28 protein-coding genes and 3 tRNA genes are annotated in these 23170 nt (G+C 64.8%); 20 read left to right on the forward strand and 11 right to left on the reverse strand.

Translation table 11 applies throughout. The annotated features are described in order from the left end of the window. The 11 genes from JIN95_RS14630 (at position 1) to JIN95_RS14680 (ending at position 8968) form a co-directional block, all read left to right on the forward strand. Positions 1 to 318 carry a hypothetical protein gene (locus tag JIN95_RS14630; protein ID WP_200531950.1) on the forward strand — a complete coding sequence of 106 codons (318 nt, stop codon included), beginning with the start codon at positions 1 to 3 and terminating at the stop codon, positions 316 to 318. A gap of 3 nt (positions 319 to 321) precedes the next feature. Beyond that, the gene (locus JIN95_RS14635; protein WP_200531951.1) at positions 322 to 930 is read left to right on the forward strand and encodes a hypothetical protein; all 609 of its coding nucleotides are present in this window, start codon (positions 322 to 324) and stop codon (positions 928 to 930) included. Further along, complete coding sequence (locus tag JIN95_RS14640; RefSeq protein WP_200531952.1) at positions 927 to 1649, forward strand: hypothetical protein; 723 nt, start codon at positions 927 to 929, stop codon at positions 1647 to 1649. Before JIN95_RS14635 ends, JIN95_RS14640 begins: the two co-directional genes overlap by 4 nt. A 727-nt stretch (positions 1650 to 2376) precedes the next feature. Continuing rightward, positions 2377 to 4374, forward strand: coding sequence for a hypothetical protein (locus tag JIN95_RS14645; RefSeq protein WP_200531953.1), 1998 nt, complete (start codon positions 2377 to 2379; stop codon positions 4372 to 4374). Continuing rightward, entirely contained in the window at positions 4374 to 4895 is a 522-nt protein-coding gene (locus JIN95_RS14650; RefSeq protein ID WP_200531954.1) for a hypothetical protein, read from the forward strand. The genes JIN95_RS14645 and JIN95_RS14650 overlap by 1 nt, the downstream gene beginning before the upstream one ends. A gap of 832 nt (positions 4896 to 5727) precedes the next feature. Next, complete coding sequence (locus tag JIN95_RS14655) at positions 5728 to 7023, forward strand: hypothetical protein (RefSeq protein WP_200531955.1); 1296 nt, start codon at positions 5728 to 5730, stop codon at positions 7021 to 7023. Then, on the forward strand, positions 7023 to 7400 hold the full coding sequence (locus JIN95_RS14660; protein ID WP_200531956.1) for a hypothetical protein: 378 nt from the start codon (positions 7023 to 7025) through the stop codon (positions 7398 to 7400). Before JIN95_RS14655 ends, JIN95_RS14660 begins: the two co-directional genes overlap by 1 nt. Further along, entirely contained in the window at positions 7397 to 7684 is a 288-nt protein-coding gene (locus JIN95_RS14665; RefSeq protein ID WP_200531957.1) for a hypothetical protein, read from the forward strand. The genes JIN95_RS14660 and JIN95_RS14665 overlap by 4 nt, the downstream gene beginning before the upstream one ends. After that, positions 7681 to 8025 (forward strand): hypothetical protein, encoded by a 345-nt coding sequence (locus JIN95_RS14670; protein ID WP_200531958.1) that lies wholly within the window; start codon positions 7681 to 7683, stop codon positions 8023 to 8025. Before JIN95_RS14665 ends, JIN95_RS14670 begins: the two co-directional genes overlap by 4 nt. Then, on the forward strand, positions 8018 to 8434 hold the full coding sequence (locus JIN95_RS14675) for a site-2 protease family protein (protein ID WP_200531959.1): 417 nt from the start codon (positions 8018 to 8020) through the stop codon (positions 8432 to 8434). The genes JIN95_RS14670 and JIN95_RS14675 overlap by 8 nt, the downstream gene beginning before the upstream one ends. 78 nt (positions 8435 to 8512) lie before the next feature. Then, positions 8513 to 8968, forward strand: a complete 456-nt coding sequence (locus tag JIN95_RS14680) for a hypothetical protein (protein ID WP_200531960.1) — start codon at positions 8513 to 8515, stop codon at positions 8966 to 8968. 296 nt (positions 8969 to 9264) lie between these two features. On the opposite strand, the gene JIN95_RS14685 is transcribed toward JIN95_RS14680, so the two are convergent. From JIN95_RS14685 to JIN95_RS14735, 11 genes are all read right to left on the reverse strand, one after another. Then, positions 9265 to 11157: a hypothetical protein gene (locus tag JIN95_RS14685; RefSeq protein WP_200531961.1), complete on the reverse strand. Its 1893-nt coding sequence runs from the start codon at positions 11155 to 11157 to the stop codon at positions 9265 to 9267. After that, a complete protein-coding gene (locus tag JIN95_RS14690) occupies positions 11154 to 11528 on the reverse strand; it encodes a hypothetical protein (RefSeq protein ID WP_200531962.1) in 375 nt (124 codons plus the stop codon). Before JIN95_RS14690 ends, JIN95_RS14685 begins: the two co-directional genes overlap by 4 nt. Further along, positions 11528 to 12004, reverse strand: coding sequence for a hypothetical protein (locus tag JIN95_RS14695; protein ID WP_200532165.1), 477 nt, complete (start codon positions 12002 to 12004; stop codon positions 11528 to 11530). The genes JIN95_RS14690 and JIN95_RS14695 overlap by 1 nt, the downstream gene beginning before the upstream one ends. A 309-nt stretch (positions 12005 to 12313) precedes the next feature. After that, positions 12314 to 14647, reverse strand: coding sequence for a DNA cytosine methyltransferase (locus JIN95_RS14700; RefSeq protein ID WP_200531963.1), 2334 nt, complete (start codon positions 14645 to 14647; stop codon positions 12314 to 12316). A 45-nt stretch (positions 14648 to 14692) separates the two neighbouring features. Next, entirely contained in the window at positions 14693 to 14929 is a 237-nt protein-coding gene (locus tag JIN95_RS14705) for a hypothetical protein (RefSeq protein ID WP_200531964.1), read from the reverse strand. Continuing rightward, positions 14922 to 15485, reverse strand: a complete 564-nt coding sequence (locus JIN95_RS14710) for a hypothetical protein (RefSeq protein ID WP_200531965.1) — start codon at positions 15483 to 15485, stop codon at positions 14922 to 14924. The genes JIN95_RS14705 and JIN95_RS14710 overlap by 8 nt, the downstream gene beginning before the upstream one ends. 336 nt (positions 15486 to 15821) lie before the next feature. After that, positions 15822 to 15892 (reverse strand) — tRNA-Pro (locus JIN95_RS14715). 74 nt (positions 15893 to 15966) lie between these two features. Beyond that, entirely contained in the window at positions 15967 to 16971 is a 1005-nt protein-coding gene (locus JIN95_RS14720; protein WP_200531966.1) for an RNA-guided pseudouridylation complex pseudouridine synthase subunit Cbf5, read from the reverse strand. 35 nt (positions 16972 to 17006) lie between these two features. Beyond that, on the reverse strand, positions 17007 to 17585 hold the full coding sequence (gene cmk, locus JIN95_RS14725; RefSeq protein WP_095637229.1) for a (d)CMP kinase: 579 nt from the start codon (positions 17583 to 17585) through the stop codon (positions 17007 to 17009). Between the two features lie 94 nt (positions 17586 to 17679). Further along, positions 17680 to 18018 carry a hypothetical protein gene (locus JIN95_RS14730; RefSeq protein ID WP_200531967.1) on the reverse strand — a complete coding sequence of 113 codons (339 nt, stop codon included), beginning with the start codon at positions 18016 to 18018 and terminating at the stop codon, positions 17680 to 17682. Then, on the reverse strand, positions 18008 to 19048 hold the full coding sequence (locus JIN95_RS14735; protein ID WP_095637227.1) for a zinc-binding dehydrogenase: 1041 nt from the start codon (positions 19046 to 19048) through the stop codon (positions 18008 to 18010). Before JIN95_RS14735 ends, JIN95_RS14730 begins: the two co-directional genes overlap by 11 nt. A gap of 285 nt (positions 19049 to 19333) precedes the next feature. Here JIN95_RS14735 and JIN95_RS14740 point away from each other — a divergent pair. The 9 genes from JIN95_RS14740 (at position 19334) to JIN95_RS14780 (ending at position 23164) form a co-directional block, all read left to right on the forward strand. Then, positions 19334 to 19419, forward strand: a tRNA-Ser gene (locus JIN95_RS14740). A 57-nt stretch (positions 19420 to 19476) separates the two neighbouring features. Further along, on the forward strand, positions 19477 to 19998 hold the full coding sequence (locus JIN95_RS14745; protein ID WP_095637226.1) for a 30S ribosomal protein S13: 522 nt from the start codon (positions 19477 to 19479) through the stop codon (positions 19996 to 19998). Beyond that, entirely contained in the window at positions 19995 to 20522 is a 528-nt protein-coding gene (locus JIN95_RS14750; protein ID WP_095637225.1) for a 30S ribosomal protein S4, read from the forward strand. The genes JIN95_RS14745 and JIN95_RS14750 overlap by 4 nt, the downstream gene beginning before the upstream one ends. A 6-nt stretch (positions 20523 to 20528) precedes the next feature. After that, positions 20529 to 20921: a 30S ribosomal protein S11 gene (locus JIN95_RS14755; protein WP_004595254.1), complete on the forward strand. Its 393-nt coding sequence runs from the start codon at positions 20529 to 20531 to the stop codon at positions 20919 to 20921. A gap of 1 nt (position 20922) precedes the next feature. Further along, entirely contained in the window at positions 20923 to 21675 is a 753-nt protein-coding gene (locus JIN95_RS14760; protein WP_095637224.1) for a DNA-directed RNA polymerase subunit D, read from the forward strand. Between the two features lie 173 nt (positions 21676 to 21848). Next, a tRNA-Leu gene (locus JIN95_RS14765) sits at positions 21849 to 21933 on the forward strand. Positions 21934 to 21972: 39 nt separating this feature from the next. Next, positions 21973 to 22326 (forward strand): 50S ribosomal protein L18e, encoded by a 354-nt coding sequence (locus tag JIN95_RS14770; protein ID WP_008848306.1) that lies wholly within the window; start codon positions 21973 to 21975, stop codon positions 22324 to 22326. After that, positions 22323 to 22772 carry a 50S ribosomal protein L13 gene (locus tag JIN95_RS14775; protein ID WP_095637223.1) on the forward strand — a complete coding sequence of 150 codons (450 nt, stop codon included), beginning with the start codon at positions 22323 to 22325 and terminating at the stop codon, positions 22770 to 22772. The genes JIN95_RS14770 and JIN95_RS14775 overlap by 4 nt, the downstream gene beginning before the upstream one ends. Continuing rightward, complete coding sequence (locus JIN95_RS14780; protein WP_004046452.1) at positions 22766 to 23164, forward strand: 30S ribosomal protein S9; 399 nt, start codon at positions 22766 to 22768, stop codon at positions 23162 to 23164. The genes JIN95_RS14775 and JIN95_RS14780 overlap by 7 nt, the downstream gene beginning before the upstream one ends. The last annotated feature ends 6 nt before the right edge of the window (positions 23165 to 23170 follow it).

Genomic DNA, 23170 nt, shown 5'->3' on the forward strand with positions numbered 1-23170 from the left:
ATGTACGTGACACAGTACGCGCTCGTGTTCGCGGCCGGTACGCTGCTGTCGATCGGCGCGTACTCAGGCCGTGCACGCGGGCTCGCGTCGATAGTCGGGTTCTTCGTTTGGATCGTGATCGGCGACGCGTCGTCGGCGATCGAGGTGGTGAGCAACGGCCAGGAGTTCCTCTACGGGAGCGGCGCGGTCACGTGGCTCTGCTACCTCAACGCGGTGACGCACCTCGTTGCGATCTTCATCGCGATCCACGACTACACCCAGGAAGAAGCACAGGAGACGCAACTAGACCTCGACGACCTGGAGCGACAGCTCTCGTAACTCATGGATCAAGAAGAAGCACTCCAAAGACAAGAAGAAGCACAGTCTGAACGGCAGAAACGCCAGCTAGCTGCGGCACAGGTTGGCCAGGACATCGGGACTCTCCGAGGCAACGATCCGGAGTTTCTGGAGCTGCTCGGCGAGCCCGACATCGCGACGGACGATCCCGACGACGACCTTGAACAGGTCGTCGCGACTGAGACCTCGCGACTGAACATGCTCTCGTCGCTGACCGACGAGGAGGTCGCGGCGCGGGCGATCCTGAACCAGAACCTCGCCATGCGCATCAAAAGCGAGTTCGTCCCGGCGACCGGTCCGGGATCGAAGTGCGTCGGAAAGTACCGAGCGATTGTCACGGGTGACGAATCCGAAGCAAACAGGCCGCAGCTGTCGGGTGAACTGGAACGGCGCATCGACGGTGCGGTCGGCGAGGAGGGTGCGCGGACGAACCAGCAGGCCCTCGCTCGCGACGGAAAGGCGATCGACGCCGTCACACAGATCCAGACGGCGGTGTTCGGCGGTGGCAGCGGTGGCGGGTCCTCTGGCTCGTCCGGCTCCTCGTCGAGCGGTGCGATCGGGAAGGCGAAATCGTTCCTGCTAGGTGACTCATGAGCATCAAAGCCATCATCCCCGGAACCCTGGAGTACAGCCGCCGACACCACCAGAAGTACCTGCAAAAGCGGTTGGGTGGGCACGACCACATCGCACAGATCGAGTGGGCTGACGGGACCATCACGGACCTCCCGGTTGACTACCGCCCCGAAGACAACAAGCTCGTCGCGGACAACGGGCTCCAGTTCAGCGTGAAGGGTCGCGCCGGGAACGCGCTCTCGTACCACGGGGTGCCGGTGATCCGGACGCACGCACTGATCCCCTGCCCGTTCGACGCCACGTCGTGCATCCACGCGGAGCTCGACGAGGAGAGCGAGTACACGGTCCATACGTACGACGGCGACGGACCGACGGTCGAGCGGACGACGCCCAAACCTCAGGGGGCGGTGACCGATGGCGGTGTCGAACAGAACGGTTCTGACCTCGATGTCCCGCTCGAAGACGGTCCGAACGGCTTCGGGGAAGACCGGATCTACCATATGCAGCCACCGGACGGCTGTGTCGGTTGGGCGTTCAGCCTACAGTCGATGGCTGAGCGTGCGGTGAACTCCATCTCGGGCTCCGACCTGAAAGACTCAGAGGAGCGCGGAAAGCAGAGCCAGCGGAACAGTCAGGAGTGGCTTCGAGCGCTCGTCATCGGAGCGGGCGGCGTCCTCGGTGTTATCTTCGTGATCGCCGTCCTCGCGATGGTGTTCATCCGCGTCACGGGGGTGATGTAGTGTGAACCTCGACGCACCCTCGGGCGGTGGAGTAACCGACTCAGACGGAAGCAGTGGCAGCACGAGTGGGTCGTCTGATGATACGTCGGGAAGTGACTCCGACAGCTCGGACGATGTTAACCGGCCTGACCCCGACCCGTCTTCCGGTGGCTCGTCGAGTAGCAGTGGGTCATCGGGCAGCTCGTCGGGCGGGTCGTCTAGTACGTCTCCGCCCCCACAGGACTCTGACGCGGGCGCAATTTCGCCCGGAAGCGAGGTAGAAAACGCGGCTGAGAATTACGATGGCGGAGCCCCCTCGCAAGACTCTGATGCGGGCGCGGTCTCGCCGGGCGATGAAGTTGAAGATGCCGCAGATAACTATGACGGCGGAGCCCCCTCGCAAGACTCTGATGCGGGCGCGGTCTCGCCGGGCGATGAAGTTGAAGATGCCGCGGATAACTACGACGGCGGCGGATCGCCATCGAGCGGTCCGTCTGGCGGTGCGCGTCCGGATGCAGGCGACACTCGCCCACGAGATACACGCTCAACCCCGAGTGATGGCGATCTGGATAATGAACCGGACCCTGATACTACGCTAACCCAGCCTGATGCTGGTGACGCACCTGCTGATTTCTCGTCATCAACCGGTCGCCCAGGCTCTCGCGAACCCGACCCACCAGAACCTGTTGAGTACACTCGTGCAGTCCCCGCCGCAGGTACGGTAAATACGCGTGAAGATGTCGTATCCGTGTTTGACGCGCGGTACCGGAACATCGACATTACCGGTGATATGGTGACGGAAGGTGATGATGGATATAGGCTAACTGATGAAACCCAACAACGTATCGGTAGGCGAAATGCAGCAGTAGAATTCAACGACCGTGTAGACGGTGGTGTCGGGAGCGGTGACGTTCGGCAAAACGAGAATGGAGAGTGGGTGCTGCGAGAAGGGCTCCGAAACGAACTTGCGGAGGAGCAGGCAGCCGACAGCCTTGACGAGGAGCATCCCGGTGTCGACATCTCGACGATGAACGTGGAGACGACGTCGGACGGTATCCGCCTCGATGAGAGCACGCAACGCGAGATCGCGACGCAGCGCATCGTCGAAGAGTCCGATCAGGTTGGTCCGGACAGCCGCTTTGACGAGAGCGATCTGGCGTTCGATTTCGAGGATGGAGAGCTAGTCGACGTGTCGTTCGCGTCGTACGCACAGACACAGGATGCGGTTAGCGCGTCACCCCCGGACACTGCAAAGCAGGGTGGCGACTTCACCATCGTCGAAGCCGGAGGCGACTGGCCAACCAATCGAGGTGAAGCAGTCAGCGTCGGGGCCGATCTGCTCACTGGAGATGGGGCCGAACTCATCAAGACCGACGTACCGACGAACCAACGGGACGTATCGGAAGCGATCATCTCTGCCCGACGAGAGCGTCTCGGGATCGACATCGACCCGATCGATCCTGGCGACGCTGCGGACAGTGCTGTCGACCAGGCCACAAGCGTCGATCGCGAGGACGGTGCTCTCGTTGTAGCCGGTCTTGGTGTGCTCGCGCCGGAGCCCTCAACGACGACGGCCGGCGCCGCGATACTGGTGGGTGCGGCTGGAGCGGCCGTCGCGAGTGCGGGATCGGAGCTCGATGTCGGCCAGCCGAACCAGGAGGTCTCGGAAGTAGAGGCTGGCGAGCAGACGGTAAACGAGATGGAGGTAAGCGACCCTGATGTCGCCGAGCTCTCCATCGGCGAGTTCGCACCAGGCACCTCCGAGATGCAGGTTGGCGACCCAACCAGAATTGATGGCGAGGTGGATGTTCCGTCAGTCACGATGTCGACAACGGTCGACAGTACGGAGCCGGGACAGATCACCGACGAGGACACTCCGGGTGGCATCGGCAATCCGGTTGACTCTCCGAGCGTGCCTGATCCGCTCGAAGAGGACTCATCAGATGATACTATCACCGATGTCGAGCGCGATTTCCCGACTGGGGGAGACGCTGTCGTTGACAACTCGGTGGGATCGGGCATCGGTGAGGATGTCGGCACTCCTGAGGTCGAGCCGGGCTTCGAGCTCAGCCAACCGACTACGGAGACTGAGGTCTCAATCAATTCTGGTGGGCTAGGAGATGATGGGGCGGGAGTCGGGCCGGGTGCGTGGTCTGGTCCTACGGAGAGGTCTGGTCCAACCGAGGCGACGGATGTTGTAGTCGACACCTCAGTCAGGAACGGTCCTGCGACGGCGCCCATGTCTCAAGTGTACTCGGCGTCACCGGCGCAGGCCTTTGCGACACCGTACTCACAGGGCTTCGGGAACAACCAGTGGGTCAGTAACGCGTACCCGAACACCACATCTCAGCCGTCGCGAATGCGGCAGGGTCGTGGGTCACCCCGCCCGCCTTTCCCCGGCTTCCAGACGGATTCGGTGCAACCGGAACCATCCGGATCGTCGCCCATCAACATCCAGATCACGAATCCCGTCGCGACCGCGACCGACGTGTTGGGCGTCGACTCCGGCATGGAGATGGCCGACAGCTCATCGAACGCGATGCCAGCGGAGGATGACTTCGAAGACGAGTGGCAGTCTGACACCGGGTTCGGCAGCTTCGTCGGATGGGGCGGAGGTGGTGGCGAGTTCGACGGATTCGACGGAGCTGGATTCGACGGCGCGAGCTTCGACGACGGCGGCGGCATGTGGGACCCCGACAACTGGGATGACCAAAGCGGACAGGAAGACCCCTTCGGTGGTTTCTGATGAGCGCTGCCCAAGGCTCGACGGCGTTCGTCGTCGTCACAGGTGCAGTCACACTCGTGACCGCTGGAGGGTTCTGGTACGTCTTCGACGAGTTCCTCGTCTCCCTTCTCGTCGCCCAGGACGGCTGGGGAAACGGCAGCGTCTACGCTGCGTTCTTGAGAGATCAGATCCTGAAAGTCTGGGAGTGGTCGCTCCTGATCGTACTGCTTCGGATGGGCTTCGAGGTCCTGATCGCGGCCCGACTGTCGAGATCGTCCGGGGCACTCCTGCCAGAGACTCTGGTGATGCTGATCATCCTGCTGGGGCTCGTCATCTGGGCATATGCGCTCCCGCAGATGCTCGATCCGATCGTCTCGATGGCTCTCGACTCGACTCGCGTCGCGGAGGCCGGCTTCGACCGCGGCGTGCAGCTGATGGCCGACCTAGCGTACTCGTACGGACCGGGACTCTTCGGGGCGATCGCCCTAACGTGGTATCTCGTGAGTCCCATCCGGAGAGACGTGTTTCGAGGTAGAGTATGACCGAGGACGACCTACGCCAGCTACGCGATGAAGCGGCTGACGAATCCCGAGATGCTGAGAAGCCGCTTGCAGCTGCGCGAATGGAGGTCGGGGAATAGTGCGATCAATAGACCGCAGGCAAATCATCGTGGTCGTTCTTGCACTTCTGGTATTTTCGACACCTGCAGGAGCTGTTTACACGACGAGCGTCGAACTCAACACCACCATTCAAGATGGTGAGTTTGTCGAATATAATCACGACCTCGGAACGTCAAGCAACATCACCTCTGTCAGTTTTGTCGTTACTGAAACCGGTGAGAACGGTTACGGTGGCCCGGGGCAATTAGCTGTCCGTTTGAATGGGACGAAAATTGGAGAAGAGAGGTTAGATGAAGGTGTACAAAAACAAGAGATCACCTTTGATATTGATAGTATATCTCACGAAGAAGTTATGAATCTCAATTTAACCAACAATTGGGGTGGTGCAAATGATATTTATATTCATAATGTCTCCTACGCGTTTGAGAATCTAGCTAATCCGTCACCTACATCTGGAGATGCTAGTAGCCCCGTCGAGTTGTCCGTTGATGTAAATACAGACAGCGAACTGCGAATTGAGTTTCGAGATGCGGCTGATGACTCTGTAATCGACACTCAAAATGTCACTGGCGTCGGCACCGCTACTGCTGACTGGTCTTTTGATGACGCGCGTGTCGCAAGTTGGTACGCAGTTGCATATGAAGACAACACAGAGGTGGATAGAACTGAGACATTTATTATAAACGATCAGCCTCCGTCTGTCGAAAACCCATCCCCAGCAAACGGCGATACCGTGCAAGAGTCGCCTGTCCAATTGAGCATCAACATCAGTGACGCCGACTTCGACACCTCGCAGGGTGACGAACTCACGGTCACGTTCTACGACGACAGCGACGGCTCTACCATCGGGGAAGACACGCTCACGAGCAACGGGACGGCCACGGCGAACTGGGACGGTGATGTCGTCGGTGGCGAGAACGACTGGCGCGTTCAGGTGACTGACGCGTACGGAAACACCGTTCAGAGTGAGACGTACACCTTCCTGGCACCCGATGAGCTGTACATCCGGGATGAGCTCTCCGGTGACCTTCTCACCGACACCGACTCGAACCTCACGCTGACGTTCTACGGGGAGACGACGACGGAACGGCGAACCACACAGGATGGAGTCGCCCCCCTCGCCGGCCTTCCGGTAAACGAGGAGCTGGTCGTTGTCGCAGAGGCAGACGGTTACTACAACCGACGGATCATCCTCGACTCTCTGACAGAGCAGCAGAACGTGTACTTGCTCAACGAGACCGTTGAGTCGGTTGAGGTCATCTTCACGATCGAGGACAGGAGTGGAGACTTCGACTCCGAGGACACGAAGCTCTATCTGGAGAAGGCCGTCCCGACGGAGAACGGAACCGCGGAGACGCGGATCATCGCGGGCGATTACTTCGGTCTCGGACGCTTTCCGGTGGTTCTCGAGCAGGATTCGCGCTATGATCTACGCGTCGAGAACCGCGAGGGGCAGGTGTACGATCCGGGATCGTACACTGCGAGTATCGCAGACATCGAGACGATCAACATCGGGAGCATCGAGTTCGAGCCCCCCGACACGGATTCGTACTCGGTTCAGCGGGATGTCGTCGACGACGATCAGGTCGGCGACCGGCTCGACTTTCGATACACCGACCCGGCGGAAAAGACGACGGACTTCGAGGTGCGCGTTTTCCCGCGGTCGGATCCGGAGAACGCGACGTACGAGGACTCGTGGGTCGGCCCGCGAGGCAACTACTCGTTCAGCTCGTCGCTGAACGAGTCGGAGGCATACATGATAGAGTGGTCAGCAACACGAAACGGAAACGAGATCGGGCAGCGTGTCCCCGCCGGCGGGAGCAGCATCATCCCGGTACCGATCGGAAGCGAGTGGCTCAACGGCTTCGCGTTCGTCGCCGTCGTCTTCGTCGCGAGCCTCGGGTCCCCGCGGTACGGTTCGACCGTTGCGATGGCAGCGGTGGGTATGGCAGGTATGTTCATCCTCATCGGATGGCTGGGTGTCTCCGGCATCGCGTGGTGGGTCGCAGCCACGATCGCGGTCGGCGCGCACCTTCGAGGTGATCGCTGATGCAGGGTCTCAAAGTTGCGAAGACGATGATGGCGCTCGTCCTCGCTATCGGTATCCTAAGTGGACTCGGCTTCTCGCAAATCGCCGGGGTCGACCTTGGTACTAGTGGCCTCGACGTCAGTGATGCCGAGAGCGTCAGCGACGAGGTCTCTCAGTCAGAGGTAGAGGACTTCGGTGGCGAGGACGCGTCTAACTTCGGGATCACGACTGGTGCGACGGGAGCGGTCACGGCGTTGTGGCTGTTCGTCACGAAGACGGGACCGATCCTGTCCTCATGGGGAATCCCGGGCGTCATCGCGACATCGGCTCACGTCATGGCAGTCCTAGCGTTCGGACTTTCAATCCTTGCTATCCTCAGGGGGTTGGCGTCGTTATGAGCCAGATCGACAGCATCTGCTTCAACAACGAGAGCTGGCTCAACTGCTCGCTCCAACCGTTCCTCGATCTCCTTGGAGAGCCAGTCGTTGTCATGCTGCTCGGCGTGCCGCTGACGATCGCGCTCTGGTGGCAAACACAGGAGATCGCTGTTCCTGGTGTTATCCTCGCGCTGTTCGTCGGCACGTTGATCGCTGGCGTCCCACCACAGGTATCCATCATCGGCTACATGCTCGTCGTCGCAGCGCTCGTGATGGGGCTGCGGAACATCGCGGAGGAACGATGACCGGGCTCTGTTCTCGCCTCCGGCAGGACTGGATCGAACTGCGCCCGTTCAAGCAGGCGCTGTTCATCGTCGTCTGGTCCCTCACGCTTCTCGGGGCGGTGTGGCTGATCCCTCGCGGATGGTTCCCGGTCGAACCGGAGCTCGTTTACCAGGGTCAGATACTCGTGACCGCCCTCGTCGCCGGCGCGTTCGTCGAACCGGCGGTCACTGCGCTCCAGTACGACAGTCTGGAAGCGTGGGAGGCAGACGTGAACGACGTGAACCTCGACGAGTGGGAGGAGCATCTGGAAGAGATCGATGCGTGGCGGTCGCAAACGACGATGGAGGAGGGCGATGCCTGAGCGCCCGCCTCGAACGCCGCGCTGGTGGCGGGCACTATCGCTCCGTGTCCAAGTGGTGATGCTGCTCTGTCTGCTCCCAGGCGTCCTCTTCCACGAGCTTACGCACTACGTCGCGGCTCGCGGGTGCGGGCGTCGCCGTCTCGATCTCGACCAGATCGGGTTCGAGGTCAACCCGTGGGACCCGTCGACGCCACCGTGGCGACGGGCTCTCGTCCACCTCGCTCCGCTCTTGGTCGGCACTGCAATCGCGCTCACTGCCTTCGTTGCAGTTGGGCTCGGTGTTGTCATCGACGGACCAGCGTTGTTGTTCGTCTACGTCGGGTTCAACTACGCGGCGTACACGTGGGCGTCACTCGCCGACTTACGTGGTGTCGAGTACCTCGGGGTGTATCTGCCCACCTCTGAGTAGAAACCGCGCACGTCGCCGTCGGCGCCCTCTGATGGAACGGGGGATAGACTTTTTCCATATGGACGCGACAGCGAAACCATGTCTGATGAGCGCGAGGAGTACTGGTGGCGAGATGAGGACCAGTCGCCCCCCGAGCCGATGGACCTCAACGAGGGACGGAGAGCGAGGAGCGCGAAGGAGGTCGAGAAGAAGCACAAGAGCCCGGAGGTAAAACTGAAGGAGGATACGCAAGAGCAGGAGTTCGAAGATGAGCAGACGCGATCATGGTGGACGGAGTTCCGGTACACGCTCGAAGCGTGGGCGCTCCGTGTGAGGAACCTCGTATCGACCGTCATCCAACTGTTCGGATTTTACCTCATCTTCGCTAGTCTTCTCGAACTGTTCGGCCCGACGCTCACGTCCGCTGGGATCCCCGTCAACGCGATCCCCTCAGTGCTCTTCGAGCCGTACTACGCGATCGGGGTCGCGCCGCTATTCGTGTTTGTGATCGGAATGGGTGTGGTCTGGGTCTCGACGAGTCGCCACTTCATCTGACGCGCCTCACTGCCAATTTTCGCGCGCGGCGAACCCCTGTTTCGAGTGCTTCAGGTGGAACTTCTGAGAGCGGTTGCTGAGTATTTTCCCCCGAAGGGGGTGCCCTTAGGCACACTCCCTAAGGGGTCCGTGTCACCCGGTGGGATCGCACCCCCGATCTCCCGCGGCGCTGGTGGCGGCGTCGACGACGATCGCGACCTCGATCAGGGTCGAGACCGGCCCAGATGCCACTCAAAACCTCAAGGTGACGACAAGAAACAGGGTCCAGAGTAGTGTTGCCACTCAGCCGTCGGGCTCTAGCGGGGCGGCTTCGAGGAGAACAGCACGTCGCCGTTCCGGTTGATCGGCCGCTGGTTCGTTCGACGGCCGCCGCCTCGCTCCGTCCAGGAGAACTCGCCGCTGATGAACTTCCGGTACGCCATCATGCCGCTGTTCTCCGCAGCGTCGACGCCGGCACGGATGAGCTTCACGAGCTCGAGGCGCGTCAGCGGCTGACCACCGAGATCGACGACCATCCCGTCCGCGGACTCAGTGATCGAGACGCCGTGACGACGCGCCCACCGAGCGAGCGCGGAGTCCTGGTCGATCATCGAGGCCTCTTCAGACGCCAGCTGCCGAACACCGCCGACGACCCACTCGGTCACGTCCTCGAACGTGTTCAGCAGGTCCTGGAACTTCTCGCGGATCACGCCGTCCTCGAACGACATCTTCGCGTTCGCGATCTCGACGAGGTCGTCGAACTTGTCCGCCGCGCGGTAGACCGTCGACCGAGAGGTATCGGACATCTCTGCGAGACGCTCGACGTCGGCGCCGTCTCCGCCGTCAGTCAGCGCCGCGAGGACTGAGCGCTCGCCCTCGGAGGCGTCACCACGGGCGAAGTGCGCGACAGCCTGCTCCTCCTCTCCCTCCTGGACGTTCGGCATCCGGTTCCCGACGAGGTCGAGATCTCGCTCGCTCTCCGTGGCGTCGAAGTAGTGATCGGCGGTGTAGACGCGCGGGTCGGCCCGCGTCGGCAGGCCAGCCCACAAGAGAACGTTCACGAGCGACTCGTCGAGCTCGTGCCGCAGCGACTCGACGTCGAACTCGTCCTCGGCCTCCCACGGCACCGACGAGCGCTTCGAGTACTCCTTCGACCACTGGAGCTCCAACTTCGGATCGGAGAGCGGGTCATCCTCAGCCGACGTCTCCTCCGAGCGCGCGAACTCCGGATGGTAGTACTTCACCAGCTTCCCGACGCCGTTCGGCTTCTCCGTGAGCTTCTTCCAGGTACCCTTATCGAGCGCAACCGCGTTGCGGTGGCCGATGACCTTCTCGTTGTCCCACTTGTACTCTCCCCGTCCGCGGCTGTTCGAGCCGAAGAGCGCGATCTGATCGAGGACGGCGCCCTGGCCGGCGACGTGCTGCTCGCCGGCGCCGCGGTCCATCCGGAGGTACATCTCCATCTGGTAGGCGTTCGAGTGCTCGTGGACGCACTCGTCAGCGAAGTAGTGGGCGTTGATGTCCATCTCCTCACCGAGACAGCGGATCAAGGGGATCACCTCGTCGGGCTCGAGGTTGCTGGAGTTGGCTTGGACGCGCAGTCCGTACGGGAGGCCCTCAGGCATCGAGTCGATGCGGTCGCCGTTGGCTGTCCGCGCGTCAGGGATCGAGGGGCGGAACTGGAGCGTGGCCTTCCGCTCACCGAGACCGTCCTGCGCGCGGACGGCGATCTGGTACTCGTTGAAGGTCTCGTACGGACGCCCCGGCGCCGCGATCCCGCCGGACCAGTACTTCGTCTTCTCCGGGTTGATCTCCCAGAGCTCACCGTCGAAGACGAACGAGCCGACATCGTCGGCGATGCTGGGCTCGTACTGCGAGACGATGGCGTCGTACGGCGCCAACGAACCCGGATGACCGTTCTCGTCCACGTCGGGCTGAGAGAACAGCAGGTGAGCGCCGAACGCGTGGACGCGCGGTTCGACGCAGGGGATCGGACCGTCAGAATCGAAGGTCTGGTACTCAGTCGCCTCCGGACTGCTGGGATGGACCTGTCGCGAGGCGTCACCGGCGGCGTCGCGGAGTTCGCGCGCCTCGTCGGAGTCAACCTCAGCCTCGATCGTGTCCTCATCGGCGGCCGTAACAGGCTCGGCATCACCGAGCAGCTCGTCGAGGTCGCCCTGCGGGCCGGGTTCGAGGTAGTCGTCGCTCACAGGTCGACCTCCTTCCGGGGGACGACGACCGGATGCTTCTCGCCGGCGGTGAAGACGGCAACGAGCGGGACCCACGACTCGGTGACCTCGAGCAGTGGGTCGCCGGCGTCGCGCTCACCCGGATCGAACACATCGACAGAGGCGTGTTCCGGAGCGATCGCGAGGACGTAGCGGCCGTCACGGAACCCACGAACGGGGACGGCGTCCGAGCGCACGAGGTTGACGTGCTTGCCGGCGATACGGCGCCGCGGGATCAGCGGCGTACCGAGGGAGCCGTCGATGATGTCCTTCGTGACGGGGTTGGCCGGCACCTTCTGGTCGTCAACCCAGCGCGCGATCGGGCGCCGCAGGACGGTCTGATCGAGCCGCATCACTCGACCTCCGCGGGGTCGAAGACGTTCGTCCAGGTGAGCTGAGCCTTCCGACCGCGCCCGTCGAGCTCGTCACGCCAGCTCGCGTTTGCGTCGACGAGGCCGCCGGCGCTGCGGGCGGGGACGATCTTCATCGCGAGAGGCTCTCGCTGAGGACGCGGTTCGCAGACGACGAAGAGGTAGACGCCGCTGCGCTCGACGAGCGCCGAGTGCTGCTGTGCCCGGAGCTTGAACCGACCGCGACGCTGCACGCTGGTCTGGACGACCATCGTGCTCTTGATCTCGACAGGGAGACCGGCCTCGACAACACAGAGGCCGTGGAAGGGGAGATCTTCCGAGGGCCAGATGGCGGTGTCGGCGACTGCGTCCCAGTGCTCTTCGCCAGAGGTGGGTTTGAGCGCGTCGACGCGGTCGAGGACATGGTGCTCGGCGTTGTGACCGGCGCGCTTCGCGGCAGCAAGGGTTTCGCTGCTCATCGGTCCAGCCTCGCGGGCATCTTCGCCCTGCGGGAGGTCGTCCACGGTTTGATGTCGACCCCACCGCCGCCGTAGGCCCAGACGGTCGCGCCGAGGAGATGCTCGCGAGCTATCGGCGTCGACCCGCGATCAGTGTCGTCAGTGGACTGATCGCGACCACCGTCAGTGAGCGCTCTCGCCACGTCGCGCTTGTGGAGCTGCCAGTCTTCCAGGCGGACCCAGACACCGCAGTCGATGCACCAGCGGCGAGTCCCGGTGTCGTTCCACGACCCGTGGAGACGATCGTCTTCGTCGGTCTCTTGAGCACGGTTAGTCATCGGCCGGACTCACCCCCTCATCCGGCGTGTACGTCTGGAGACTGGGCTCCTCGCCCGTCAGCGCCTCCTTCACGAGCGCGCTCGCGAGGTTCACCGGAACCGCGTTCCCGATCTGCTCGGTTGTCTCGCCCTTGTTGCCGACGAACTCGTAGTCCGGCGGGAATCCCTGCGCCGCGGCGAGTTCCCGGGGTTGGAGCATCCGGTATCGGAGGTCGAGTCCCCACGGGTAGAGGTCCGGAACGCACAGCGCGTGCCGGTCTTTCGTCGTCACCGTCGGCAGCGGCTCGTCGACGTCGGCCGTGTCGCTGTTCCCGTAGTATTCGACGAGGAACGGCGAGACGAGATGGCCGTCGTGGTTGCTCGCCGTGACCGTGTGGAGCGGTCGGTCCTCCGCCTCGTACGTGGCGTTGCTGTGGAGTCCGCGGGCCGGGCCGTTCCGCGGCTTCACGAACGGCTGCGCCTTGATGTAGTGGATCGCACCCCGCGTCGCGATCGTCGGAACGGGCTCGTTCTCTGCGTCGAGCGCTCTCGCGCCGGAGTGCTGGCCCATCACCATCGGCGTCCCGCCGTCGGCTTCGACGTGCGCCGGGCCCTCAACGAGGAACGGCTCCTCTCGCTCGGCCGCCGCGTCCTCGAGCTCGTCGAGCCCGACCACGTCCTCCTGCATCGCCTCCACGTCGGCGGGCTCGATCCCGGCGATGACATCCGCGTAGGGGGCGAGTTCGTCGGCGCAGTGGTCGCGGATCCCCTTCGCGATCCGCTGCATCGTGTTGTTCGAGAGCGGCCGCGAGCGGGACCACACCGATCCCCCCACATCGCTCCAGTCGATGATGTCCGCCGCCGGCCGCCAGTCGTCGAGATCGTCGTCGGCGTCGGAGTGTGTCGGGTCGGGGTGGCTCGCGCGCTTCCCGCGGCGGGCAACGACAAACAGTCGCCGTCGCGTCGTCGCGTCGCCGTAGTCGGCCGCGTTGAGCGTCTCCCACTCGACCGCGTAGCCGAGGCTGTGGATGGCGTTCACCCACGCCTCGAACGTGTCGCCGTTCCGCGTCGGCTGGCCGTCGTCGTCGATCGGCCCCCACGACTGCAGCTCGGGGACGTTCTCGACGAGCACCGCGTTCGGCTGGGTCTTCTGGATCCAGTCGACGACGTGCCACGGAGACGCCCGCTTCTGCTCGTTGACCGGCTTCCCGCCGCGAGCACTGCTGAAGTGCGTGCACTCCGGGCCGGCGACTAGGAGATCGACGTCGTCCTCTCCGACGATCGCCGGCGGGTGGAGCTCCTCGACCTTCGCGTTGTGGTGCTCCGCCCACGGGTGGTTCCGCTTGTGCGTCTCGATCGCCTTCGTCCAGTGGTTCACGGCGATGAGACGGGCGTCCCGCTGGAGCTCCTCGCAGGCCAGCGCGAGGCCTGTCGAGAAGCCGCCACCGCCGCAGAACAGGTCGACTGCGGTGAGGCGATCAGCACCGTCTCCATCTTGAACACGGCCGCCGTCAGTGACGAGCCGTGTTTGCCCGGCCTCGACGAACTCTCCCCGATCAGCGGGGTCGAAGTTCATCACGAGGCGCTCGCTCACCTCGTTCGGGTATCCTTCCTCCCGCGATCCGGCGTTGTGTTGCGCCGTCCGTTCGATGACGTTCCAGCCGTCGTAGAGGTCCGGCGGGAGGTCGGTGTAGGAGATCAGCACGTCTCCCTCGAGCTGATCGACGGCGTCGGCGAGGTCGGCGTGGTCGAACCCCTCGGCTGCCGGGTAGAGACCTTCCTTCTCGACATACGGCGGGTCGAAGTAGAAAAGGGTCTCCGGATCGTCGTAGCGGTCAGCCACCTCACGGAAGTCGTCCCGCTGTATCGAGACGCCCTGAAGCCGGTCGACCGTCTCGCGGATCTTCTCGGGAGCGTTCGCCCAACTGCGCGATTCTCCGGTTCGAGCCCGGAGCGTGTCGCGCTTGAAACCGCTGTGGTTGTGGTACTTCCCGGCGAACTGCGAGTACCGAAGGAACAGGAAACGGCCAGCGCGCTCAACCGGGTCGTCCGGCCGCTCGCCGCGGTAGAACGCGCGCCCCCACTCGTTGTGAAGCTCCTCCGAGAACGGCGTTCGGCGGCACCACTCGATGAGCTCGTCTGTCCGGTTCCGAGCGACCTCGAAGAACTGGACGATGTCCCGGTCCTTGTCGTTGTAGACCTCGATGTTGCTCCTCGGCTTGTTCAGCAGGACCGCTGCGGAGCCGCCAAACGGCTCGACGTAGACGCGGTGGTCGGGAAGGTGGTCGATCACCCAGTTCGCGATATTCGTCTTCCCGCCGATGTAGGGAAACGCGGAGAGCGGCATCAGCGGCACCTCCGTTCAACTCCATCGGCGTCTTCCGCAGCGCGCTCAGACATCGGTGACCTCCGGCTTCTCGTGTGCGAAGTCGGTCGCGTACGTTCCCCACTCCTCGGTACCGTCAGTTCGCTTCTCGTACCGGACTTCCCACTCGTCGTCGACCTCCTGCCAGTCGCCCTCGTACGGCGTTGCGACGACGCGCATCTCGTCGTTGGAGACTGCGTCGCGGTACTGGAGCAGGACCTCGCCATCGTCTTCCCGCTCGTCTTCCGGACTGCGCTCAGGCATCTGGACCACCTCCAAACAGCGCGTCACGAGCATCTGGGTCGAGTTCGTGGACGCCCTCCTCGGTTCGGTACCAGTCGAGGCAACCGCCGGCGTGCTCCTTCGGAACCTCGACCGTCTCTCGGGGTTCCAGATCGCGGCCGATCGTCCTGAACCGGACGGTCCCGTCGTCGTCCGGCTCGGCGCTGTCGAACAGCGCGAGGCCGTCGACGCCGAGCGCGACGCGCCGCATCTTCTCGCCGTCGACGCTGATCTCCTCGGGGACCTCGTCGAGCGTGAGGAACCGGCTGCCGATCACGGCGTACTTATCGGGGTCCTCGACACCGTCGAGACCGCGGACACGTCCCCAGATCTCCGGGTTGAGATCTCGGTACCGAGCGAGGTGGTAGTCGCAGAGCGCCACGTCGCTGCCGAAGTTGGGCCACGGGACGCGGTACTGCTGTTCGCGGTCGCAGTGGTCGGACTGCTCGCAGGCGTCGTCGGTGTCGACGGCGCCGACGTCTGGTTCGAGTTCCGAACGGGTCTGACGCTCCCAGGAGGTGCGCTCGTCAGTCGCCATCGAGCTCACCTCCGTCGGCGCGGACGGCAGCGTCGACGCGCCGGCCACGGTTCCGGTTCGGTTGGTTCACCGGGTCGGGGAGATCTACGTCGACGCCGGCGGCGCTCCCGCGGGAGATGCGACGGAAGCAGTCGCATCCGAGACAGCGGTGGGCGATGTCGTTGTTGTCGCCGTGGACTCGGCGGAACGTATCAGTAACGTGACGGTCGCAGTGACGACAGTGTCCGAGATCTTCGGAACCGCCGGTTTGGCGGTTCATAGCGCACCCCCGAATCCGGTTTTTGGAGTGTAGAGGTGGCTAAGGCTGCTGTTTACAGCAACCAGTAAAATTTCTGATGGGACCGCTGAGAGTCGAACTCAGGTCATACGGACCCCATCCGCATAGGATACCACTACCCCACGGTCCCTGTCTGTACCCGGAAAAATGAGAGTCCGGTAATTAAGGACTTCGTTTCACTCGTCTCCGCCGACTCCGACGCCCTCAGACGAGCACGCGCTCCAGCGAGACGACGAGGCCCGACTCGGCGTCGGGATCGCCGACCAGCCGGCCGAGACACACCGCGGAACCGTCTGGAGTGTGGCAGGCGACGAGCGGGGCGTCGTCGCTTCCGTCGCCGTTCTCGTCCGGGCCCTCGTCGGCGTCGACGCCGTCCGCCTCGATCACGCCGGGGGCGTAGACGGGCGCGCCGGTGGCGACGTTGCGCGCGGCGGAGGGTGCGATCGTCACGCTCGGAAGGTGGACCAGCGCGTCCTCGGCGGGGCGGACGACCTCGCGGAGGAGCTCCTCGTCGCCCGCCTCGGCCCACGCCAGCCCGTCGACGAGGTCCTGTAAGGGGTGTAAGTCGCCGTCGTCGAAGGGGTCGGTGGCGGTGCGTCGGAGGTGGCCCATGTGCGCGCCGACGCCGGTCGCGAGGCCGATGTCGTGACACAGCTTCCGGATATACGTCCCGGACTCGCACCGGATCCGGAGGAGGGCCTGTCGGTCGTCGACCGCCAGCACGTCGAGGTCGTGGATCGTGCGGGTGCGGAGCCGGCGGGTCACCGCGCTCTTGCGCGGCGGCTTCTGGTAGATCTCCGCCTCGAACTCGGCGACCACGTCGCGGAAGTCCGCGGGGGGCGACCCGTGGAGCTCCAGCACCGAGACGTACTCCTTGCTGCCCTCCAGAAACACCTGCGCGGCGCGGGTCGCGTCGCCGGTCAGCGTCGGGAGACAGCCCGTGACCTTGGGGTCGAGCGTCCCGGCGTGTGCGACCCCGTCGATCCGGGGACCGTCCGGGTCCAGCGCCGCCAGCGTCTCGTTGATCGCGTCGCGCACCCACGCGGAGAGCTGGTGGGAGGAGGGGCCGGCGGGCTTGTCGACGTTGACGACGCCGAACCGGAGCAGCTCCGGGACCGACCGCTGGTCGGGCGGGGCTCGGAGGGGATCCTCGCCGCGATCGGATTCGGAGTCGTCGTCGGAATCGGTGTCGTCTGCGTGTCGAGTCATGCGGGGGTGTAGAGAGTGTAACGGGTGTTCGGCGGTCAGAAGTCGTAGCTCACGCCCTCGATCGGCGCCTTCCCCTCGTCTGTCTCGGGGTCGTACGCGTCGATGGTCGCGACGAGGACGTCGATGAACGGCTCCGGCCCCCACCGAGCGGTGTTGTACGCGGCGTCGTAGATCGACAGGTCGTCGATGTCGACGTCGTAGTACTCGCGGTACCGCTTCCGCTCGGAGGCCTCGCGGCGCTCCGTCTCGGCCTTCGCGCGGTCGACCGGCTTCGCCTCGCGCTCGGCGATGCGCTCGGCGCGGGTCGAGACGGGGGCGTCGAACCAGAACCGGAAGTCGGCGTGGTCCGCGGAGAGCCAGCCGGCGAGCCGCGACTCCAGCACGAGGTCGTCGCGGGTCGCGGCGATCTCGTGGAGCCGGCGGTCCAGGTCCCGGTCGATCTGGGGGTCCTCCTCCGCGAACTCGTTGAACTCGACGGGCGTCATGTCGCGTTCGGCCGCCATCTCGCGGAAGATGTCCCCGCCGGAGACGTGATCGAGGTCGAGTCGATCGGCGAGGGCCGCTGCGTTCGTGCTCTTCCCGCTTCCCGGCGGGCCGGAGACGGTGATCAACATATCGCTACTGCGCGGGTGTCGTTCAAAACGGTTGTCGTTCGGCGCGCGGGGGCGGGAGAGCGGCGCCACCGCGGCGCCGTCGACCGGCGCCCGTCTACTGGTCCCGCGTCGCCGCGGTCATCGACCAGACGGCGACCAGCCCGAGCAGGACCGCCGGGACGAGCGGCAGGGCGAGGTACGTCGCGAAAAACGAGAAGCCGAGCGCCCCCGCGGCGTACGGGTACACGTAGATGATCCCGGGGATGACGAGGATGCAGGTGAAAAGCACCGCCGTCAGCGCCCACCCCTTCCGGCCGAAGCCGTCGGCCTCGGGCTCGGAGTCCCCGGTGTCGTCTCTGCCCGGGGTGCCCCCGTCGTCGCCGACCTCGCCCGGCACGTGGACGTAGCCGCCGTCCGTGCTCTCGCCGGCGTCGCCGTCGGATTCAGAGCTCACTGTCCGGTCTAACGACCACTTTGCCAAAGCCCTCACGGTTCTCGATCATCTCGTGGGCGCGCGCGGCCTCGCTCATCGGGAGCGTCTCGCGGACGCGCGGCTCGAACGTGCCGTCCCAGACGAGCTCCAGCACGTCGTCGACCTCGCCGGGGGTCGCCATCGTCGAGCCGATCACGGACAGCTGGTTCCAGAAGATCCGGTTGAGTCCGGCGTCGGGGTTCGGGCCGGTGGTCGCGCCGCAGGTGACGAGCCGACCGCCCTTCGCCATCGACTTCAGCGAGTTCGGGTACGTCGCCTCGCCGATGTGGTCGACGACGACGTCGACGCCGCGGCGGTCGGTCAGTTCGGCGATCTCCTCGGCGAAGTCGTTCGCCTCGTAGTCGATGACGTGGTCGGCGCCGCACTCCTCGGCGTGCGAGAGCTTCTCCTCGGTGGAGGCGGTCGCGAACACCTCGCAGCCGGCGTGGTCCGCGATCTGCACCGCGGCGTGGCCGACGCCGCCGGAGGCGCCCAGGACGAGCACCTTCTCGCCGGCCTCGATATCGGCGCGGGTCTGGAGCATCCGCCACGCGGTCTGGAAGACGAGCGAGGCGGAGCCCGCGACCTCCCAGTCGACGCCCGATGGGACCGGCACGAGGTTCTCGGCGGGCACGGCCGCGCGCTCGGCGTGGACGCCGCGGACGTGCTCGCCGATGATGTGGAAGGAGGGACACAGCGACTCCTCGCCGTGGCGGCAGAACTCGCACTCGCCGCAGGAGACGCCGGCGCTCACGGCGACGCGATCGCCGGGCTCGAAGCGCGTCACGCCCTCGCCGACGGCCTCGACGACGCCGGCCGCGTCGCTGCCGGGGATGTGCGGCATCTCCAGGTCGATGCCGGGCATCCCGCGTCGCGTCCAGATGTCGAGGTGGTTCAGCGCGCCCGCCTTGACGTCGACGAGGACCTCGCCGCGGTCCGGCTCGGGGTCCGGGAACTCGCCGTATTCGATCACGTCGCGGTCGCCGTGGGAGTCGAACTGGACGGCCTTCATGGGGTGATCCAGCCGCGGCACCCACTAAACAGTACGCCAAACGGAACTCGCGAACGGAACTCACACTCGGTGCGTATCTCTCCGGTCCGATTCAGGCGGTGGCGCATCCGCTACGTTAACTGTCCTCACACGTCATCAGCCACGTTAACTGTCCTCACCCGTGTGAGCCGGGCGCATCCGCCCCGAGCCTTTCGTGATGTTTAAGTACTGAAAGGGGGACCATACGGATGCACGAACTGCAGGGGCACCGGGTCCCGAGTCCACGAGGGCGATGATACAACGCGGGTTGCGGTAGCCAAGCCTGGCCCAAGGCGCAGGGTTGCTAACTCTGTGGCGTCACTGCCTCCGGGGTTCGAATCCCCGCCGCAACGCTCGAACGGACCGAGCACCGCCGGATTCGCGCCGGTAGGGCTCACCACAACCAACACATGAGCACGGAAGAATCACAGGACGACTCGCCGGAGGAGGAGGAAGACCTCCAGTACTTCGTCCGGATCGGGGGCGCTGACCTCGACGGGACGAAGACGGTCGAGCGAAGCCTGTCCGAACTCGACGGCATCGGCACGCGCACGGCGCGGCTGGTCGCCGAGAAGGCCGACGTGGACCGAAACGCCACGTTCGGGCTCCTCGACGAGGATGACCTCGACGCGGTGGTCGACATCGCCGAGAACCTCGAAGACCACGTCCCGTCGTGGATGACGAACAGACAGAACGACTTCTACTCCGGAGAGACGACGCACCTCGTCGGCACCGACGTCAGCGAGAAGCGTCGCCACGACATCAACCGGATGAAGATCATCGAATCGTACAAGGGCGTTCGCCACAAGCGCGGCCAGAAGGTACGCGGCCAGCGCACGAAGTCCACGGGTCGCTCGGAGGGGACCATCGGGGTCAACGTCGAGGAGATCCGCGAGGAGATGGCGGAAGACGAAGCGGGTGACGAAGAATGAGCACCGGCAAGAACACCAAAGGCTACGAGACGCCGAACCACCCGTACCAGGGCGAGCGCATCGCCGAGGAGTCCGACCTCCTCTCGCGGTACGGTCTCAAGAACAAAGAGGAGTTCTGGCGCGCCCAGTCCGAGCTGCGCAGCATGCGACGCGAGGCGCGTCGGCTGCTCGGCGAGGCCCAGGGCGACGCCGACGCCGCCCAGGAGGCCGGCTCGGAGTTCGTCGCACGGCTCCGCCGGATCGGCATCCTCGGCGACAACGACGACATCTCCGCGGTCCTCTCGCTGGACGTGACCGACCTGCTCGAGCGCCGTCTCCAGACGGTCGCCTACCGGCAGGGGTTCGCGTCCTCCACCCAGCAGGCCCGCCAGTTCATCGTTCACGGCCACATCACCGTCAACGGCGCACGCGTCACGCGCCCCTCGGTGAAGGTCGACGTGGACGACGAGGGCGCCATCGCCTTCGACGAGAACAGCCCGCTCGCGGACGATCTCCACCCCGAGCGCGCGGAGTCACAGGAGTGAGCAATCATGAGTGAATCCGAAGACGGAGGAAAGTGGGGCATCGCCCACGTGTACGCGTCGTTCAACAACACGCTCATCACGGTCACCGACGAGACGGGCGCCGAGACGATCGCCAAGTCGTCCGGCGGCACCGTGGTGAAGCAGAACCGCGACGAGGCGTCGCCGTACGCCGCCATGCAGATGGCGGAGGTCGTCGCCGAGCGCGTCAAGGACGCCGGCCTGGAGGGCGTGCACGTTCGCGTGCGCGGCCCCGGCGGCAACCTCAACAAGTCCACCGGTCCCGGTGCGCAGGCGACGATTCGCGCGCTCTCGCGTGCGGGCGTCGAGATTGGCCGGATCGAGGACGTCACGCCCATCCCGCACGACGGGACGAAGGCGCCTAAGAACAAGCGAGTCTGACATGACGGAAGACGACTTCGACGTCCAGTACGTCGAACGGGACGAACGCAGCGCGCGGGTACTGATCCGCGGGCTCACGCCGGCGTTCGCCAACGGCATCCGCCGGGCGATGATCGCCGACGTCCCGACGTTCTCGATCGACACCGTTCGGTTCGTCGAGAACTCCTCCGTCATGTTCGACGAGATGATCGGGCTTCGGCTGGGGCTCGTGCCCCTGACGACGCCGCTCGACGACTTCGAAATCGGCGACGAGGTCACCCTCGCGCTCGACGTCGAAGGCCCGGCGACGGCGTACTCTGGCGACATCGAGAGCGCTGACCCGCTCGTCGAGGTCGCGGACGACAACGTCCCGATCATCGAGCTGAAGGAGGGACAGCGGCTGGAGTTCGAGGCCGACGCGGTGCTCGACACCGGCAAGGAGCACGCCAAACATCAGGGCGGCGTCTCCGTCGGCTACCGCCACCTTCAGCGCGTCTCCGTCGAGGGCGACCTCGGCGAGTTCGACGACGACGAGCCGAACATCCTCCGCGGCGTCATCGAGACGCCCGACGGGGATATCGAGCTCACCGACGAGTTCGACAACGACCTCTCGGAGCGGTTCCCCGGGAAGGAAGTCAGCGTCGAGGACGTCCCCGGCGCGTTCGTGTTCCACATCGAGACGGACGGCTCGTTCGACGTCGAGGAACTGCTGCTCCGCGCGATCGACTCCATCGAGGAGCGCGCGGACGAACTACAGACGAAAGTCGCAGTCTAACGTAATGACGGACCTTCAGACCGCACGCTCGGCGCTCGCCCCTGCACGCAGCCGCGGCGCCGCGACCCGTTCCGACGCCGCGTCGGAGCGGTCTGCGCCCGAGTTCGACTCGGGCCGTCCCGACGCCGGGACCGAAAGTGGTTTGAAGGGAGCCGGATTACGCAGGAGTGCACGCAGGGATAGCCAAGTCAGGCCAACGGCGCAGCGTTCAGGGCGCTGTCCTGTAGAGGTCCGCAGGTTCAAATCCTGCTCCCTGCACTCCGTTTTCACTAACTCTCCAGTTCAGGAGGGACAGCTATGAGTAGCAAGACGAATCCGAAACTACAGAACCTCATCGCCGATCTGAAGTCGGTCTCGCGCGACTCCGGTGCCAACGTGTGGCAGGACGTCGCCGACCGACTGGAGAAGCCACGGCGCACGCACGCTGAGGTCAACCTGGGCCGTATCGAACGATACGCGCAGGAAGACGAGACGGTCGTCGTCCCCGGCAAGGTGCTGGGCAGCGGTGTGCTCGAAAAGAACGTCACCGTCGCCGCCGTCGACTTCTCGGGCACCGCCCGCACGAAGATCGACCAGGCCGGCGAAGCGGTGTCGCTCGAACAGTTCATCGAACAGAATCCTGAAGGGAGCAACGTCCGGGTGATCCGATGAGTCTCGCGAAGATCGACGCGGATGTCGTCGTCGACGCCCGCGACTGCATCCTCGGTCGCGTCTCGTCGAAGGTCGCCCAGCGCGTCCTCGACGGGGAGACGGTCGCCGTCGTCAACGCCGAGCGCGCGGTCATCACCGGTAACGAGGACGCGACGATGGAGACGTACCACACCCGCGCGGAGCTCGGCTCCGACAGCGGGCCGTACTACCCCAAGCGCCCCGACCGGATCTTCAAGCGCGCCATCCGCGGCATGCTGCCGTACAAGACGGAGGACGGTCGCGAGGCGTTCTCGAACGTGCGCGTGTACGTCGGGAACCCCTACGAGCGCGACGAGGACGTCGAGAGCGTCGTCCTCGACGGCACCTCGCTCGACCGCCTCTCGAACATCAAATTCACGACGCTCGGGGACATCTCCGAGTCTCTGGGAGCCAACGTCACATGGTAACTAACACCTCAGGCAAGAAGAAGACGGCCGTCGCCCGCGCCACCGTGCGCGACGGCGAGGGCCGCGTTCGCATCAACTCCCAGCCAGTCGAGCTGGTCGAACCGGAGCAGGCGCGGCTCAAGATGCTGGAGCCGTTCCGCATCGCGGGCGAGGAGCTCCGCGCCGACGTGGACATCGAGGTCAACGTCGAGGGCGGCGGCTTCAGCGGCCAGGCCGACGCGACGCGGACCGCCATCGCGCGCGGTCTCGTCCAGCACCTCGGCGACGCCGAGCTGCGCGACGCGTACATGAACTTCGACCGCACGCTGCTGGTCAACGACGTCCGCCAGTCCGAACCCAAGAAGTGGGGCGGACCCGGCGCGCGTGCCCGCTACCAGAAGTCCTACCGCTGAGGTGAT

This window comes from Halorubrum sp. LN27, assembly GCF_016635065.1.
In the GTDB taxonomy this organism is placed as follows: Archaea; Halobacteriota; Halobacteria; order Halobacteriales; family Haloferacaceae; genus Halorubrum; species Halorubrum salipaludis.

What these genes read in the sequence shown, in the direction of transcription:
- JIN95_RS14630 (WP_200531950.1), top strand. Translation starts at nt 1, where the DNA reads ATGTACGTGACACAGTACGCGCTCGTGTTCGCGGCCGGTACGCTGCTG.
- JIN95_RS14635 (WP_200531951.1), top strand. Translation starts at nt 322, where the DNA reads ATGGATCAAGAAGAAGCACTCCAAAGACAAGAAGAAGCACAGTCTGAA.
- JIN95_RS14640 (WP_200531952.1), top strand. Translation starts at nt 927, where the DNA reads ATGAGCATCAAAGCCATCATCCCCGGAACCCTGGAGTACAGCCGCCGA.
- JIN95_RS14650 (WP_200531954.1), top strand. Translation starts at nt 4,374, where the DNA reads ATGAGCGCTGCCCAAGGCTCGACGGCGTTCGTCGTCGTCACAGGTGCA.
- JIN95_RS14660 (WP_200531956.1), top strand. Translation starts at nt 7,023, where the DNA reads ATGCAGGGTCTCAAAGTTGCGAAGACGATGATGGCGCTCGTCCTCGCT.
- JIN95_RS14665 (WP_200531957.1), top strand. Translation starts at nt 7,397, where the DNA reads ATGAGCCAGATCGACAGCATCTGCTTCAACAACGAGAGCTGGCTCAAC.
- JIN95_RS14670 (WP_200531958.1), top strand. Translation starts at nt 7,681, where the DNA reads ATGACCGGGCTCTGTTCTCGCCTCCGGCAGGACTGGATCGAACTGCGC.
- JIN95_RS14675 (WP_200531959.1), top strand. Translation starts at nt 8,018, where the DNA reads ATGCCTGAGCGCCCGCCTCGAACGCCGCGCTGGTGGCGGGCACTATCG.
- JIN95_RS14680 (WP_200531960.1), top strand. Translation starts at nt 8,513, where the DNA reads ATGTCTGATGAGCGCGAGGAGTACTGGTGGCGAGATGAGGACCAGTCG.
- JIN95_RS14690 (WP_200531962.1), bottom strand. Translation starts at nt 11,528, where the DNA reads ATGCGGCTCGATCAGACCGTCCTGCGGCGCCCGATCGCGCGCTGGGTT.
- JIN95_RS14695 (WP_200532165.1), bottom strand. Translation starts at nt 12,004, where the DNA reads ATGAGCAGCGAAACCCTTGCTGCCGCGAAGCGCGCCGGTCACAACGCC.
- JIN95_RS14700 (WP_200531963.1), bottom strand. Translation starts at nt 14,647, where the DNA reads ATGCCGCTCTCCGCGTTTCCCTACATCGGCGGGAAGACGAATATCGCG.
- JIN95_RS14705 (WP_200531964.1), bottom strand. Translation starts at nt 14,929, where the DNA reads ATGCCTGAGCGCAGTCCGGAAGACGAGCGGGAAGACGATGGCGAGGTC.
- JIN95_RS14710 (WP_200531965.1), bottom strand. Translation starts at nt 15,485, where the DNA reads ATGGCGACTGACGAGCGCACCTCCTGGGAGCGTCAGACCCGTTCGGAA.
- JIN95_RS14720 (WP_200531966.1), bottom strand. Translation starts at nt 16,971, where the DNA reads ATGACTCGACACGCAGACGACACCGATTCCGACGACGACTCCGAATCC.
- cmk (WP_095637229.1), bottom strand. Translation starts at nt 17,585, where the DNA reads ATGTTGATCACCGTCTCCGGCCCGCCGGGAAGCGGGAAGAGCACGAAC.
- JIN95_RS14735 (WP_095637227.1), bottom strand. Translation starts at nt 19,048, where the DNA reads ATGAAGGCCGTCCAGTTCGACTCCCACGGCGACCGCGACGTGATCGAA.
- JIN95_RS14745 (WP_095637226.1), top strand. Translation starts at nt 19,477, where the DNA reads ATGAGCACGGAAGAATCACAGGACGACTCGCCGGAGGAGGAGGAAGAC.
- JIN95_RS14750 (WP_095637225.1), top strand. Translation starts at nt 19,995, where the DNA reads ATGAGCACCGGCAAGAACACCAAAGGCTACGAGACGCCGAACCACCCG.
- JIN95_RS14755 (WP_004595254.1), top strand. Translation starts at nt 20,529, where the DNA reads ATGAGTGAATCCGAAGACGGAGGAAAGTGGGGCATCGCCCACGTGTAC.
- JIN95_RS14760 (WP_095637224.1), top strand. Translation starts at nt 20,923, where the DNA reads ATGACGGAAGACGACTTCGACGTCCAGTACGTCGAACGGGACGAACGC.
- JIN95_RS14770 (WP_008848306.1), top strand. Translation starts at nt 21,973, where the DNA reads ATGAGTAGCAAGACGAATCCGAAACTACAGAACCTCATCGCCGATCTG.
- JIN95_RS14775 (WP_095637223.1), top strand. Translation starts at nt 22,323, where the DNA reads ATGAGTCTCGCGAAGATCGACGCGGATGTCGTCGTCGACGCCCGCGAC.
- JIN95_RS14780 (WP_004046452.1), top strand. Translation starts at nt 22,766, where the DNA reads ATGGTAACTAACACCTCAGGCAAGAAGAAGACGGCCGTCGCCCGCGCC.